The sequence below is a fragment of the Acinetobacter sp. ANC 5054 genome, assembly GCF_002135295.1.
In the GTDB taxonomy this organism is placed as follows: domain Bacteria; phylum Pseudomonadota; class Gammaproteobacteria; order Pseudomonadales; family Moraxellaceae; genus Acinetobacter.
The window spans coordinates 17,959-32,441 of record NZ_NEGG01000001.1; the positions used below are offsets into that span (position 1 = coordinate 17,959).

A 14,483-nucleotide genomic window follows, 5' to 3' on the forward strand; every position below is an offset into this window, starting at 1 on the left:
TGTGCTTGTCTTTTTTACCCTTAACGTAAGGCTTAAGGAGTTTTTAGTGCCTCATGATGTAGAACTCATAATATTACTTGCCGTTGGCTTTGGCTTTGCCTTAATTTTTGGCTATATAGCCGCTCGTCTTCGACTTCCTCCCCTCATCGGCTATTTAATTGCCGGTATTATAATTAGCCCGAATACACCGGGTGTCGTCGGCGATATCCACCTTGCCAACCAGTTGGCAGAACTTGGCGTGATGTTCCTGATGTTTGGTGTAGGTATGCACTTCTCCCTCAGCGACCTAATGCAAGTTAGACGAATTGCGCTTCCGGGCGCAGTATTACAAATTGCCGTTGCGACCTTACTGGGTATGGGCGTTTCCATGCTATGGGGCTGGAGCATGGGTTCAGCGCTGGTCTTTGGCTTAAGTTTATCGTGCGCAAGTACGGTGGTTCTCCTCAAGGCACTCGGTGACCGAGGCTTGCTTAACTCCGTGAATGGTAAAATTGCTGTAGGCTGGCTCTTGGTTGAAGATCTGGTCATGGTCTTGGTTCTGGTCTTACTCCCTGCAACAGCGGTGTTGCTTGGTGGACAACCACTCACTGAAAGTAGCGCAGATGAAAACATCTGGCTCACCCTTGGGATTACTCTGCTCAAAGTATCAGGCTTTATTGCCTTTATGCTGATCATTGGTAAACGTCTGGTTCCAATGATTATGCAAGTTGTCGCGCGTTTAGGTTCACGTGAACTCTTTACCTTAACCGTCGTTGCTGCGGCTGTTTCCATTGCTTTTGGTGCTTATAAAATATTTGGCGTTTCCATGGCGCTCGGTGCATTCTTCGCAGGCATGGTAGTGAAAGAGTCAGACTTTAGCCATCGTGCTGAAGAGGAAACCCTGCCACTACGTGAAATTTTCTCGATTTTATTCTTTGTATCTGTGGGGATGTTGTTTGACCCGCGCATTTTGATTGAACAACCACTGCATGTACTGATTGTGGTTGCCATCATCATGATTGGTAAAACCATCGCAGCAATGGCATTGGTTTTATTCTTCCGCTACCCAATTAACACAGCATTAACAGTTGGCGCAAGTTTGGCACAAATTGGGGAATTCTCTTTCATCTTGGCGACCTTAGGCGTATCGCTTAACTTACTGTCAATGGAAGGTCAAAACCTGATTCTTGCAGGTGCATTAATTTCCATTACACTCAACTCCTTTGTCTTCTCCGCGATTGAGCCTACACAGAAATTGATTCGTGAGCGCTCGAATTTGGCACGTTTACTGGAACGTAGTGGTGACCCATTGGCAATGCTGCCAGATGAGGTCTCACAAGATTACCTGCGCGATCAAGTGGTACTTATTGGTCACGGTGAAGTAGGACGTCGAATTACCCGTGAATTAATGAATGAAAACATTAAAGTGGTGATTGCGGAAGAAAACCGTGAAATTGTAGAAAATCTGCGTGAAAAAGGCATTGCTGCCGTATCAGGTGTTGCAACCGAACCCGGTGTATTGATTCAAGCGCATATCCAACATGCACGACTTCTGGTCATTTCCCCGATGGACATTTTAGATATTCATAAAATCGTGGATATTGCCAAAACCTTAAATCCGTCCATTCAAGTTTTGGTCTGCGCAGAAAGTAAGGAAGAAGCCGAAGTGATTCGTCGTGAAGAAATTGGCGAGGTCTACTATGCCAAAGAGGAAATGGCGAAAAATATGAGCAATTATATTTTGAATCAAATCCAAATTGCTCATCACCAATCACCAACCCACTAATATTTTGTACCTACACATTTAGAGTATTGCTGTGCAATATTTTAAATATCCTACAGGCTATATAGAAATATATAGCCTTTTTTAAACTGTAAAATTTAAGGTCAATCACATTCAATTGACATACCATTTCATACATAATTGAATTTAAAATCTATTTCTATAAAATATTGAAAACATAAACGATTCATTCACATCAAATAAGAAGAGCGCAACACATGTTCATGATGTATTTAGGCTTTGTCATAATTTTTATTGGGGCTATCGGCTTTTTAATTGCAGCATTTAAAACCAGTATTTTATGGGGCTTGGGTTGTCTACTGCTAAGCCCTATTTCAATCGTCTTTCTGATCTTATATTGGCAAGATGCTAAAAATCCGTTTTTCTTACAGCTGATTGGACTTTTCGTGGTCTTTTTGGGTTCTATGTTTATTTCCCCAGCTGATTTGGCTCAAGTTTAAGCCAACTTAGCGCACAAAAAAACGCACCTTAAGGTGCGTTTTTTTCGCTAGTGAGTGTGATTAGCTCATAAATTTAGGCTTTTCATCGACGACTTCGGCATGCCATTCATCTACTTGCTTTTCCAACAAACCAAAGAGTGCAGCCTGAATCATTTGTTGAGCAATGACATTCATTTGGTCGCCCAAGATATTGCGCAATTCTTCATTAAATTGAATGGTGACAAGCGGATCTTGTTCTGAACCTGCATTACGTAATGCCAATTCACCACCTTCCAATTGAACCAGCTCAAGAATCGCTTCCTGGTTCCCAAATAATTCTTTCAATTGTTCTATAGACATATATCCTCCATGCGCAACATGGTGACAAAGGCATCTGCACTTTGCATAACTTAGATAATCTTATATCGGGTTAAATGGATGAAATTCAAGTACCAATGGTCAGATTAAAATTCCACCATTTCATTACGAAAGCCATCAATCAATTGCGTCAAATCACGATGCCACTCACGTAAAATTGCAGTGTCAGGTAACCAAGCCTGTGGGGTTTGCGTCACTTTAATAATCAAATTAGATGAAGTTTCATCTTCTGGTTCAGGTGCAGTGGGTTCAGGTGCATACTGACAAAAGCGATAAGCACGTTTAAGCTCTGCAATAAACCCTTGTTTCGACAGTTGTTGCATCACAGTAACCTCAGGCGATACCTGCCCTTTTTCGGCCATTAGCGTTTCAATAGACTTTAAGGTCGGTGCAGGATCATTCAAACGGTAATAACGAACCAGTTCCTGAAGAAAAGCGAGAACCGCACCTTGCAAATGAAAAACAGCAGCTTCACGGTGGGCTTGGGCTTGTTGAACATGCTCCGTCTGCTCTGCTTGCTGGCACGATAAACGCGCAAAATAAAGTTTTTGATTAGTACGATCGGCATGAAAGCGGGCAACACGGGACATAAGGATGAATTCCAGAGTGTTTAAAAATTTTGGCCCTTATAAAGTAATTGCCGAAGACACTTTTGACAATCCTATTCCGCCTCAGTTCGCCATTTTTTTGATTTTTTCAGCATGTAGTATCTATTTACTAAAACTTAAATGATCAAATGTGAATGTATTTTCGATTAAATATAACGCAACCTATTTAAAGCCAATGTTCATTCATCTTCATAAAATCCGCTTATCACTTGTCTCCAGCAAAACTGTATAGATGTTTCGTTTTGCAACAACAGCTAGTGGTGGATCAATGGCTCGAACATTTTCCAGCACCCAAGCAAAATAACCTTCAGCCCAATAGTTTGCACAAGCCGCCTCAAATTCATCTGGACGCCATGGATGCGCCGAAACAACATCCACGATAGCAACCGCATGTCCCAGCTCTTCATCGCCATCTTTATTTAAATAATGCTGATTTTCGACAATCACTAGATTTTTTAGTGGCAACTGTTCTGGCAGCCAAGAACGCACTTCTAACGTTTTCAAACCTTTTGTAATGCGTGTACCACTTGGCACAACAATTGACAGTGCCTGAAATTCAGTCTTCATTGTTCTCGTCCTTCCATGAACATGTGTAGCGTAAAGTCGATCTTTTTATTTTTAATTCACCCTTAAACCACGTATAAAAAAAGGAGCAATCATTGCTCCTTTTTATTTAGGCTTTCGGCTTCTCATCCGCAGACTTTACACGAATGCCAGCACCTTTAACTTTCAAAGTATTCAAACCTTTAATTGCTTTCACAGCTTCTCGGCCATTTGGCATTTCAACAAAGCCAAAGCCTTTAGATTTTCCTGTTACTGCATCCATAACCACGACAGCAGATTCTACAGTGCCAAACGGTTTAAACAATTCAACCAATTCAGCGTCAGTAATTGAACGCTCTAAGTTACGTACTAAAATTTTCATTTATGTTTCCAAATAGACAGCATCATCAAAAAGCATTTGTCTATTGTGCTTTTTAACTTGCGTTTAAATCACGTCAAAAATCTATTTTAATCGAGATCGATACCAAAATCTAAATTAATCGATTTTCTTTCAATTAATGCACTTTTTACCGTCTGCTGACGCGTTTTGTAATGCGTTTCTAAAGTACACAGATTGCGCGTTAAATCATTCAAGAAATAACTTTCAATTTGACGTCCCTGCTCATCGACAGTTTCACGCGCCCAATGATTTAAGTTTTGCTTAGTCAAAATCAATTCATTTTGTGCACGTGTTAATGCTACATACAAGACACGGCGTTCTTCTTCCACTTCATCAAAATCACCTTGCGCACGTGCATGTGGATATTGCCCAGGTGTCACATTCGCCACATAACATACTTTTTGCTCTGTCCCTTTCGCCGAATGAATGGTAATCAAAGTCACCACATCACTATCAGATTGGCGTTCAATTTCTGAAATTGAAACAGGGTCAAGTACGTACTCTTCAAGGAACTCACTGAGCTGTGTATGTTTCGATGCCAATTGTTTAACCAAATCAAAATCGCCCTGACGACGATTCCAATCTTTTTTATAATTTTCCGCAAGTTGTTCTGAAATGGCCTGCACACCTAAACTGACACATTCCTGTACTTGGTCTTTGAGCACAGACATTTGTTTCATCATCAAAATGGCTTGGTCAGGGACTTTGCCAAATCTTTCCAACTTCGTCGCAATGGCTTGCATTTCTGGCTCAAGTAAAATCTGCTGAGATAACTTACTCGCACCGACATCGCCCACGCCATTCCACAAGGTTAAAAAGCGCATCCACGCAATATCATCAAGAGGATTGGCAACGACACGTAATACACTCAACAAGTCTTTTACATGCGCTGTTTCTAATAATTTCATACCGCCAATAAAGCGATAAGGCACATTTGCAGCAATACACGCCGCTTCAATATGCCGCGCTGCAAAACTTGAACGCACCAGAACCATGTGATCTGACCATTTACTGCCTTCAAGGTAATGCCGTTCTTTGATATCAATGGCAATCCATTTGGCCTCATCGAACTCATTGGGGAAAATGTGCATTTTCGGTTTGAGACCATCGCCACGATAAGCATCTAGATGCTTGTCATATTTAATTTCAGATTGATCAAGCAACCAATTCGACAGGTCTAAAATTTCTTGGGTTGAGCGATAATTTTTTTCTAATTTATAAATCTGCGCATCAGGCACGCGCTCTTTAAAGTGATGAATATTTTCAAAGTCCGCACCACGGAAACCATAAATCGACTGCGCATCATCTCCGACACAAAATAGACTCACCCGATCTTTTAACGGCTCCAATAATGCCCATTGCAATGGATTGGTATCCTGCATTTCATCGACCAGCATGTGACGACAAATGGATGCCACATAATCCACTAGACCCTCAGATTCCGCTAATGCTTTCGCCACAATCGCCAAAATATCATCATAATCAAGAAAGCTTCGCGCACGTTTGCGAGCTTCGTATTCTTTCATAATGTCGGCAATTTGGTCTTTTAAAGCAAAGTACTCTGGCATTTGCTTTTCCATGGCAATGCTGAGTTTTTGACGGGTATTGCGAGCAAAAGAATATAGGTCGCACAGTTCTTTCGGCTTAGGCAAATGATTGGGATTTTTCTTATCATCACGACCGCGAATTAAGCGGAACATCATCAACTGATCATCACGATCAATAATTGAAAATTGTTCTAAACCAAAGGCTTTTGGAATACGGCGCAATAGATACATACAAAAAGTATGAAAAGTTGATGCGCGTAGTCCTTTGGCTTGATCACCCAATGCCAATTCAACACGAGCGACAATTTCACTCGCAGAACGACGGGTAAAGGTCAAAATTTGAATTTGATTGGCAGGCACACCTTGATCAATCAAGTATGCTGCGCGTGCCACAATCGTTTTGGTTTTGCCACAACCTGCCCCTGCCAAAACCAAGCTATGTTGTGCTTCTGTTGTTGCTGCTTGTTTTTGTTGAGGATTTAATTCATCAATCAGGTTGGCTAAACTCATGGTGTCTCATCGCGCTAGGAAGATGGTTAGTTTAACAGAGCTATCCTTAGAAAACTTGATAAGCAAACGTGAGGATATATTTTCAGCGCAATGCAGAACTGCTTTGTTACTGTCACGACTCATCTAAATTCACGACTAGGACGGCATGGATGCCGTCAGTTGGGTTGGGGTACAAGGAAGTGCCCTCAATCCAACAAAGGATTTTTGTTACTTTTCATCCTTGAAAAGTAAAGCAATGCCTACAAAAATTATTCTGTCTACTGCATGTCTAATGAGGCTGTATGCAACTGGTTCATAATCTCGAAAGCCAAGTTCATTGCCGTAGTTTCCAAATGCCTTTCTGCATTTTTTAATGCATCCACCAAATTACAATCTGGCGGATTTATGCCAATAATTTCAGTAAAACCTTCTGCAAATAGAGGCTTAATGTCATCACCCACTTTTCCTGCAAAAGCAATCACGGGCTTATCAAAACGTTTCGCAACCTGTGCAACTGCCCAAGGGGTTTTACCAAATTTAGTTTGAAAATCAATACTGCCTTCCCCTGTCAAAACATAATCCGCCTGTGCAATTTTTTCCGCAAGCTTCGTGACTTGAATGACTAGCCCTGCCCCTGATTGAATTTGAGCACCTGTGAATGCCATTAAACCAAAGCCCAAACCGCCTGCTGCACCTGCACCTGCGTTATGTGCAACATCAATTCCTAATTGTTGTTTCACCAAATCAGCAAAATAACTGAGATTCCAATCTAAGATTTTGACCATTTCAGATGTTGCGCCTTTCTGCGGTGCAAAGACATAAGATGCTCCCTGTTCACCACAAAGTGGATTATTCACATCACTAGCAATAAGGATTTCTGTCTGAGCTAAGCGCTTATCCAGTTGTGACAGATCTATCGTCTGAATTTCATCTAAGTTTCCACCACACACTGACAATTGTTGTCCAGCTGCATTGAAAAACTTCGCCCCCAACGCCTGAGCCATCCCTACGCCTGCATCATTGGTCACACTTCCGCCTAGACCTATGATCATTTTCGAGACATCTAAATTTAGCGCAGCACGAATCATTTCTCCTGTACCAAATGTCGAAGTCAGCATCGGATCGCGCATTTCAGGGCGCAATAAATGGATGCCATTGGCCTTTGCCATTTCAATAACAGCAGTTTTACCATCATCAATCAGCCCGATATAGGTCTTCACTTTTTGTTGGCTTAAAGGACCTGTTACCTCTATCTCAAGCTTTTTCCCATCACAGGCAGCAACCAAAGCATCGACTGTGCCTTCGCCACCATCTGCCATGGGCACTAGAATACATTTTGCTTGCGGATCAACTCTTTCAATGCCGCGTTGCATCGCAGCACAGGCTTGTTCAGCACTCATACTTTCTTTAAATGAATCAGGTGCAAGAACAAAAGTAGTCATTTAAATGCTCAAAATAAAACTTGTCCTCAACCATAACGGTTTTAAAATAGCAGGTATATCTAAAAACATCAGAAAGGCTCGAAATGTCACGAATCAACCTAGGTCAGTCTGCACCTGAACTGTATAAAAAAGTCGCAGAGCTTGATGTTCTTGCCATGCAAAAAATAAATGAAGCTGGCCTGAGTGAAGGTTTAGCTCATTTACTCAAATTACGTGCATCACAAATCAACGAATGTGCGTTTTGTATTCGTATGCATGCACAAGATGCGCTTAAAACAGGTGAAAGCTTTGAGCGTATTAGCCTACTGAATGCATGGCGTGAAACTGCGTACTACGATGAAAAAGAACGTGCAGCCTTAAGCTTGATTGAAGCCATTACCTTGGTGGCCGAAGGCCAAGTTCCCGATGCAGTTTATGAAGATGCCCTACCATTTTTAACGGATGATCAAATCAGTGCAGTTGAATGGCTAGCAATTGTGATTAATACATGGAATCGTATTGCGATTAGTAGCCGCTATAGCGTAAAACCTTAAGCCGAAAATCAATAGCTGCAAAAATAAAAAAGAGCGCATATCGCGCTCTTTTTTATCAAGTTTATTGTTCAGCTGAACTTTTGGGAACCTCGCGTCGTATATACGATGCTAAGGTCAAGTAGTTTACCCCTTGAAACAAGATATCCACTGCCAAGAACAAGCCTAAAACCCAAAATGGCGCATCTGGCGACAGCAAAATGACGACCCCAGTGATTAAGGTTAAAATACCTGAAATCAAGGTCCAGCCCCAGCCCTGAAATGCACGGAATAACAATGCATTAAAGATACGAATGACACCAGCAATGATTAAAACAATCGCCAGCAAGTTGGTTAAAATAATGGCAGTTTTTACGGGTGTGGTGAAAGCATAATAACCAGCGGCTAAATACAACACACCAAACAAAGCCCAAAACCAACGGTAACCACCTTCAAAAATTTTGAATGCTGCGATGAAATGTATGATGCCACCGAGCATCATCAGCACACCAAAAATATAAATCACGGTGAGCGTCGCAAAGGGCAAAGCAGCCAAAAGGACGATACCGAAAATCACCAATAAAGCCCCTAAACCGAGATACCACTTACGGTTTTCATGGAGCTGACTGCGAACTAAATCGTTGCCTACTGTTCTCATGTTTTTTCTCAAGTTGTTTGTTATTGATTTGATTATGCAAAGTGATTATGAATAAAAATGTAAGGAAAGTGCAAATATTATCCACATAACTCATTTAAGTTGCGGATAAAAACTGCTTTATCCACATTATTTTTTCCAACCCACCTCTAGTGCTGTCGCTTCATTAATGACAGTTTGCTGCAAAGATTCTGGCATTTTACTGGTGGTTTTTGACGTTGGAATATAGCCTGCCATTAGCTCTGCTTTGGCTTGTGGAAACAACGGTTGCTGATTTGGGTAAGCATAGCCAATTGGAAATTGCGGCTGACCTGTAGCTAAATCATATTTATCTGTCGCACCAAAAGCATGCAGTAGTTCATGTACTAAGACAATTTTATTTTGCTCTGACTGTTTGGCTGAAGCAAATAGATTCACAGAACCAATTCGACCATTTTCCAAAGCAGTAGAATGCTTCAATATTTTAATGTGCTGAGGATCATAATAATTTAAAAATAAAGTCACACTTGGCGCACCATCAATACTTTCATATTGCTGCCATGCATAAAAACGGAATTTCAAACTCCATAATATAACGTCTAAGATGCCAGCCTCATTGGGTACTTTGGGTGGCAAAGCTTTAAGCTCACAGCCTAATTTGAAATAAAAATAGGTCGGCTGCCCTCGATAACTTTGCGCATTATTTTGTAGATATTGTTGGGCTTCACGCATATTCGATTCAGATAAAGTTTGAATATAAGCTTGAGTTGATGGCAAACCATCGGCATTGATTGGATGCAACAAGACAAAGATCGGTTTGCTCCAATCTTGATTCTTATCTTTCCATGCATTGACCGCGACAATTAGTAATATGATCAGCAGGCACAGTACTCGAATTTTTTTCCACATAGCTTAAACTCAATGCTGTTTTTTTATTTTTAAATGCGCAGAAGGTTGATGACGCACAAAATTTCCCCAAATGTGAGCGTATAACTGACGCTGCCCGCTAAATTCTGCTTTTAAGCATGCTTCATCTAAACTAAACCAACCATATTCACTATGTTCATCATTCAGTATCACAGGTTGCTCAGACAAATAATACGCCATAAACACGGGTACCATTTCAATCACATTCATGTTGGGTTCATAAAATTGTTCTAGATAATCAGCACTGTAAAGTTCACTAATGTAGATCCCTGTTTCTTCCTCAATTTCACGAATTGCCGTTTGAGCCGCCGTTTCATTTTGCTCGATATGACCGGAAATATGCGACCAAAAATTGCCTTTCACCCGCTTCATCAGCAATATTTTAAACTGCCCATTTTGCTTGGACAGCAATACAGCAGAGACAGCAATGGAACGGATCGGGATCATTTAAAACTCTAAGAGACTGATTTACGTTTGTTCATCATATAAAAAATGCCGGCAATCGCCAGCATTTTTCAATTTTATTTGATGAATTTAAGCTTAAGCTTCAACCCATTTGCCATCTTTAAAGACTAAAGACCATTTGGTTTGTTTGCCTTCCGCTGTTTCTGAACCAATATATTGTGCTTGATTCTTACGGCTAAATTTCACCACGGTTGGATTGCCTTCAGGGTCAACATCGGGCGCTTGCAAAATAAATTGATATTTTGGATCAAGCTGTTCAGCCACACTACGCAGTTCAGCGACTTTCGGTGCACGTGTTTCACGTACTTTCGGGAACTTGCTGGCTGCAAGGAATAAACCTGCGGCACCATCACGAAGAACAAAGAAATCATCATGTTTGGTAGAACGCAAGTGTTCCATTTTAATCGGGTCAACACGCGGTGGCGCAGGTTGACCACTCTTCAATACTTTACGTGTATTGTCACAGCTATTGCAGGCAAAGTATGGACCAAAACGACCCGTCTTCAACTGCATTTCACCATCACACTTGTCGCAAGGAATGGTTGGGCCATCATAACCTTTAATTTTGAACTCACCTTCTTCTAGTTCAAAACCGGCACAATCTGGATTATTACCACAGATATGTAGCTTACGACCGCCATCAATCACATAGCTGTCCATGGCTGTTTCACAAATTGGACAACGCTTTTTCGACATCAAATCGGCTGTTTCAGCACTGTCATCATCTGAAAGTGCGGCCAATGACTCAACTGGTGTTAAGTTCAATGTGCCCTTACAACGCTCTTTTGGCGGCAGGTTATAGCCTGAACAGCCCAAGAATACGCCCGTTGTACCGGTACGAATCTGCATTGGACGGTCGCATTCTTTACAATGAACTGCAGCTACTTCCACTGGCAGATTACGGCGCATGCCGTTTTCACCTTGCGCTGTGGTTAAGCGTGTTTTGAAATCGCCATAGAAACTATTCAGCAATTCTTTCCAGTTACGCTCACCATCTGCAACTTTATCTAGCTGTCCCTCAAGGTCTGCGGTAAAGGCATAGTTCATCAAGTTATTGAAGTTTTCATCGAGACGATCTGTCACGATTTCACCCATTTTCTCGGCGAACAAACGACGGTTGTCGAGTTTTACATAACCACGATCTTGAATGGTTGAGATAATCGCAGCATAAGTCGAAGGACGACCAATGCCTTTCTTCTCAAGCTCTTTCACCAAAGATGCTTCAGTGAAGCGCGCAGGTGGCTTGGTGAAGTGTTGCGATGGATCTAATTTTTCAAGTTTCAGTACTTCACCGACTTTAACCGCAGGTAGGAGCACGTCATCATCTGATTTATTTTGACCGCGAACTTTGGTGAAACCATCAAATACTAAAGTACGACCTTTGGCTTTGAGTTCCACACCATTGGCATCCACTAAAATAGTCGATGATAAATATTCAGCAGGTGTCATTTGACACGCCACGAACTGACGCCAAATCAAGTCATATAAACGCTGTGCATCACGTTCAGCACCGGCAAGTTGGTCGCCTTTGAGCGCAACATTTGATGGACGAATCGCTTCATGGGCTTCTTGTGCACCCGCTTTGTTACCATAACGGTTCGGTTTTGCAGGAAGATATTTTTGACCATATTCAGATTCGATATGACCACGCACCATGCTGACTGCATCATCACTTAAGAATGTAGAGTCTGTACGCATGTAGGTAATGAAACCCGCTTCATACAAACGCTGTGCCAACATCATGGTTTTCTTCACCGAAAAACCTAAACGTGTACTTGCAGCCTGTTGCAGTGTAGACGTGATGTATGGCGCACTTGGATTGACCTTGGTGGGCTTATCTTCACGTGCTGAAACGGTATAGTCGGCATCTTTAATCAAGTTTAATAAAGCATCTGTTTCTGCTTTATTGTGCAGTTTTAAAGTCTTGCCATTTTGTTTCACAGCTTCTAAGCGGATATCGTCTTTTTTCGACTTGGTATCTGCAAAAACTTGCCAAAACTCTTCTGGAATGAAAGCACGAATATCACGCTCACGCTCAACAACCAATTTAACTGCAACCGACTGTACACGACCTGCCGAAAGGCCACGGGCAATTTTTTCCCACAACAATGGCGAGATCATAAAGCCCACAATACGGTCTAAGAAACGACGGGCTTGTTGCGCATTCACTTTATCTGTATCGAGGCGAGAAGGATGTTTAAAGGCTTCTTGAATCGCATTTTTGGTAATTTCGTTGAACACCACACGTTGATAACGTGAATCGTCCCCACCAATCACTTCTTTTAAATGCCAAGCAATTGCTTCCCCTTCTCTATCCATATCCGTTGCGAGATAAACCTCGTCAACTTGCGATGCAAGCTTTTTCAGTTCAGCAACAACATGTTCTTTACCTGGAAGCACTTCGTAGTGGGCTTTCCAGTCATTTTCAGGGTCCACACCCATACGGTTAACCAACGCTGTTTGTGCTTTTTTAGCTTTTTCAGCATCGGTTAATTTGGTTCGTGTTGCAGGCTTTTTCTCTGCTGTTTTACTCGAACCACCCGTAGGTAAGTCACGGACATGACCCACCGATGATTTAACGATGTAATCCGAACCTAAATATTTATTAATTGTTTTCGCTTTTGCAGGCGATTCCACAATCACTAACGCACGCTTTTTCCCAGCATCGGAAGATTTTGCTGTGGTACTTTTAGATGTGGACCGAGGAGCGTTCGCCATAGTTAACCATCATTCCTGTTTAATAGGTATTTTAAAATTTAAAGTTCAGCCAATGAATGTAAAAATGCCTTCATATCATCTAGCTGTGTAGCTCTAAGGTCGGTTTCTTCATCCCAATAGAGTCCTACACAGTTCGCCTGCATATCAATAGCATAAATGCCCTTTAAAGTAATGGGTAAATCCTTAAACTTGTCATCACCATGCACCAGTTCAAGTTTATTATCCACCACCAAAGCGCGCATTAGAGGCAAACGTGCCTCTGGAATCAGCACACTGTAATACGCCACCATGCTGGCACGTTTTTCAGAAGCCATTGGAATTTTAGTCCATGCTGGTGCGGCCACTAAACGTGGGTGAAGTGCCATTTTACGAGCCTTCTCACGCATAATGCCCAACGCTTTTTCTCTAGGGTTGACCCGAAGTCCAAAAATAGACCCAAGAATAAACACCACGATAAAAACGGTAATCCAAATTCCAGTATGTTCCATAGCACAACCTTTATATTCCTATATTAGAGTTGCATAAGCTCAATATAAAACGCAAGTTCGCGCGATAAAATTAATTGAGGAACATCTCGTGGCTATACAGCACTTCGTGACCATTCCAGTAGATATATCCTTTTTCGATCAATTCCTTAAGCAATAATCGAACATCTGATTTCGGGAACATTTGCTCCAACAAATCACGCAAAGCATAGATGTCTTTAGGCTTATCTGACTTTAATTCATGCAATTTACGAATCACTTCCATCTGCACTGGGTCAATTTGGCTAAAATTTTTAAAAAGCCCTTGCTGTGCAGCATGAATTACCGACTCTGTATCATCGGTATTGAGAGATTCACTTAAGGACGCCGAAAACGCAGAAAGGTCGGTCAATGTCGGTGCAACATTGGTCTGGTCTGCATTTAAATCAAGTTGAACCCATTGTTTCAGTACTTTTTTTCGGATTGAGATTTGTTCTTCAAAGCATTTGACGATTTTTAAATTGATCAGCATGCCGACCAAATGCTGCGCTTTTTCCACCGAGATTTGCAAAATATTGATCAGTGAGTTTTTCAGTTTTTCCAAGCTATTGGGTTTGCCACTGAGTTTTTCCAGAGCATCACAGTATTGTTTAATCAGCAATAAATCAGGCTTGTTGCGAATCGTGTCTAAATCTGGAATTTTAAATTTTAATTTTTGTGGAGCTTGTTGTTCAGGCTCAATCTGTATTAGATGTGCACTGAGATCTGAGCCATGCAATTGTTCCATTAACAATTCGATTTCGGGCATGGCTGAAATCACTTCGATGTGCGCATCAGGCGCCATCAATGCCATGAGTTGCCCCACGATCACCGCATATTCAAATTCTTTTTGTGGCGTTTCAGGGATATCTAAAACCACCAATTGACCACTGCCAATCCAACCTGCAACTTCAGTGAGATCTTCCAGTGCATATTCAAATTTTCCACTGCAGCTAAACACATACAAAGTGCTGTAATGTTCAATGATATTGCGCAGTAAATTTGCCGTAGGTGGGTTATTTTCCAAATCCAGCAGGACAACTTTCTCGGTCATAAGGTTGAATAATCAGTTCGGATCAACAGATGCGGTGCATTAGACCTGTCACGGCATAAAAGGT

The 14,483-nt window shown here is 41.6% G+C and carries 15 protein-coding genes; 3 read left to right on the forward strand and 12 right to left on the reverse strand.

Going from position 1 to position 14,483, the window contains the following annotated elements; translation table 11 throughout:
- The first annotated feature begins 46 nt into the window (after positions 1–46).
- Together B9T33_RS00120 and B9T33_RS00125 are read left to right on the forward strand one after the other, a co-directional pair.
- Positions 47–1,765, forward strand: a complete 1,719-nt coding sequence (locus tag B9T33_RS00120; protein ID WP_086176947.1) for a cation:proton antiporter — start codon at positions 47–49, stop codon at positions 1,763–1,765.
- Between the two features lie 215 nt (positions 1,766–1,980).
- On the forward strand, positions 1,981–2,223 hold the full coding sequence (locus tag B9T33_RS00125; protein WP_086176948.1) for a hypothetical protein: 243 nt from the start codon (positions 1,981–1,983) through the stop codon (positions 2,221–2,223).
- A gap of 60 nt (positions 2,224–2,283) precedes the next feature.
- Here the strand turns inward: B9T33_RS00125 and B9T33_RS00130 are convergent, their stop codons facing one another.
- From B9T33_RS00130 to B9T33_RS00155, 6 genes are all read right to left on the reverse strand, one after another.
- On the reverse strand, positions 2,284–2,562 hold the full coding sequence (locus tag B9T33_RS00130) for a hypothetical protein (RefSeq protein ID WP_086176949.1): 279 nt from the start codon (positions 2,560–2,562) through the stop codon (positions 2,284–2,286).
- Positions 2,563–2,666: 104 nt separating this feature from the next.
- Positions 2,667–3,170, reverse strand: a complete 504-nt coding sequence (locus B9T33_RS00135) for a DUF6586 family protein (RefSeq protein ID WP_086176950.1) — start codon at positions 3,168–3,170, stop codon at positions 2,667–2,669.
- Between the two features lie 207 nt (positions 3,171–3,377).
- A complete protein-coding gene (locus tag B9T33_RS00140; protein ID WP_086176951.1) occupies positions 3,378–3,755 on the reverse strand; it encodes an RNA-binding protein in 378 nt (125 codons plus the stop codon).
- A gap of 106 nt (positions 3,756–3,861) precedes the next feature.
- Positions 3,862–4,113, reverse strand: coding sequence for an RNA recognition motif domain-containing protein (locus tag B9T33_RS00145; protein ID WP_086176952.1), 252 nt, complete (start codon positions 4,111–4,113; stop codon positions 3,862–3,864).
- 86 nt (positions 4,114–4,199) lie between these two features.
- Positions 4,200–6,188 (reverse strand): ATP-dependent helicase, encoded by a 1,989-nt coding sequence (locus tag B9T33_RS00150; protein ID WP_086176953.1) that lies wholly within the window; start codon positions 6,186–6,188, stop codon positions 4,200–4,202.
- A gap of 257 nt (positions 6,189–6,445) precedes the next feature.
- On the reverse strand, positions 6,446–7,609 hold the full coding sequence (locus tag B9T33_RS00155; RefSeq protein ID WP_086176954.1) for a glycerate kinase: 1,164 nt from the start codon (positions 7,607–7,609) through the stop codon (positions 6,446–6,448).
- Between the two features lie 83 nt (positions 7,610–7,692).
- On the opposite strand from B9T33_RS00155, the gene B9T33_RS00160 reads away from it, so the two are divergent.
- Positions 7,693–8,142, forward strand: coding sequence for a carboxymuconolactone decarboxylase family protein (locus B9T33_RS00160; RefSeq protein WP_086176955.1), 450 nt, complete (start codon positions 7,693–7,695; stop codon positions 8,140–8,142).
- Positions 8,143–8,203: 61 nt separating this feature from the next.
- On the opposite strand, the gene B9T33_RS00165 is transcribed toward B9T33_RS00160, so the two are convergent.
- The 6 genes from B9T33_RS00165 to B9T33_RS00190 all read right to left on the reverse strand — a co-directional run bounded on the left by B9T33_RS00165 (position 8,204) and on the right by B9T33_RS00190 (position 14,419).
- Positions 8,204–8,776, reverse strand: coding sequence for an HdeD family acid-resistance protein (locus B9T33_RS00165; RefSeq protein ID WP_086176956.1), 573 nt, complete (start codon positions 8,774–8,776; stop codon positions 8,204–8,206).
- A gap of 126 nt (positions 8,777–8,902) precedes the next feature.
- Positions 8,903–9,661: a hypothetical protein gene (locus tag B9T33_RS00170; protein WP_086176957.1), complete on the reverse strand. Its 759-nt coding sequence runs from the start codon at positions 9,659–9,661 to the stop codon at positions 8,903–8,905.
- 9 nt (positions 9,662–9,670) lie between these two features.
- Positions 9,671–10,126: an NUDIX hydrolase gene (locus tag B9T33_RS00175; RefSeq protein WP_086176958.1), complete on the reverse strand. Its 456-nt coding sequence runs from the start codon at positions 10,124–10,126 to the stop codon at positions 9,671–9,673.
- A 93-nt stretch (positions 10,127–10,219) separates the two neighbouring features.
- Positions 10,220–12,862, reverse strand: a complete 2,643-nt coding sequence (topA, locus tag B9T33_RS00180; protein WP_086176959.1) for a type I DNA topoisomerase — start codon at positions 12,860–12,862, stop codon at positions 10,220–10,222.
- Between the two features lie 38 nt (positions 12,863–12,900).
- The gene (locus tag B9T33_RS00185) at positions 12,901–13,350 is read right to left on the reverse strand and encodes a hypothetical protein (protein ID WP_086176960.1); all 450 of its coding nucleotides are present in this window, start codon (positions 13,348–13,350) and stop codon (positions 12,901–12,903) included.
- A 70-nt stretch (positions 13,351–13,420) separates the two neighbouring features.
- Positions 13,421–14,419: a hypothetical protein gene (locus B9T33_RS00190; protein ID WP_086176961.1), complete on the reverse strand. Its 999-nt coding sequence runs from the start codon at positions 14,417–14,419 to the stop codon at positions 13,421–13,423.
- Between the last annotated feature and the right edge of the window lie 64 nt (positions 14,420–14,483).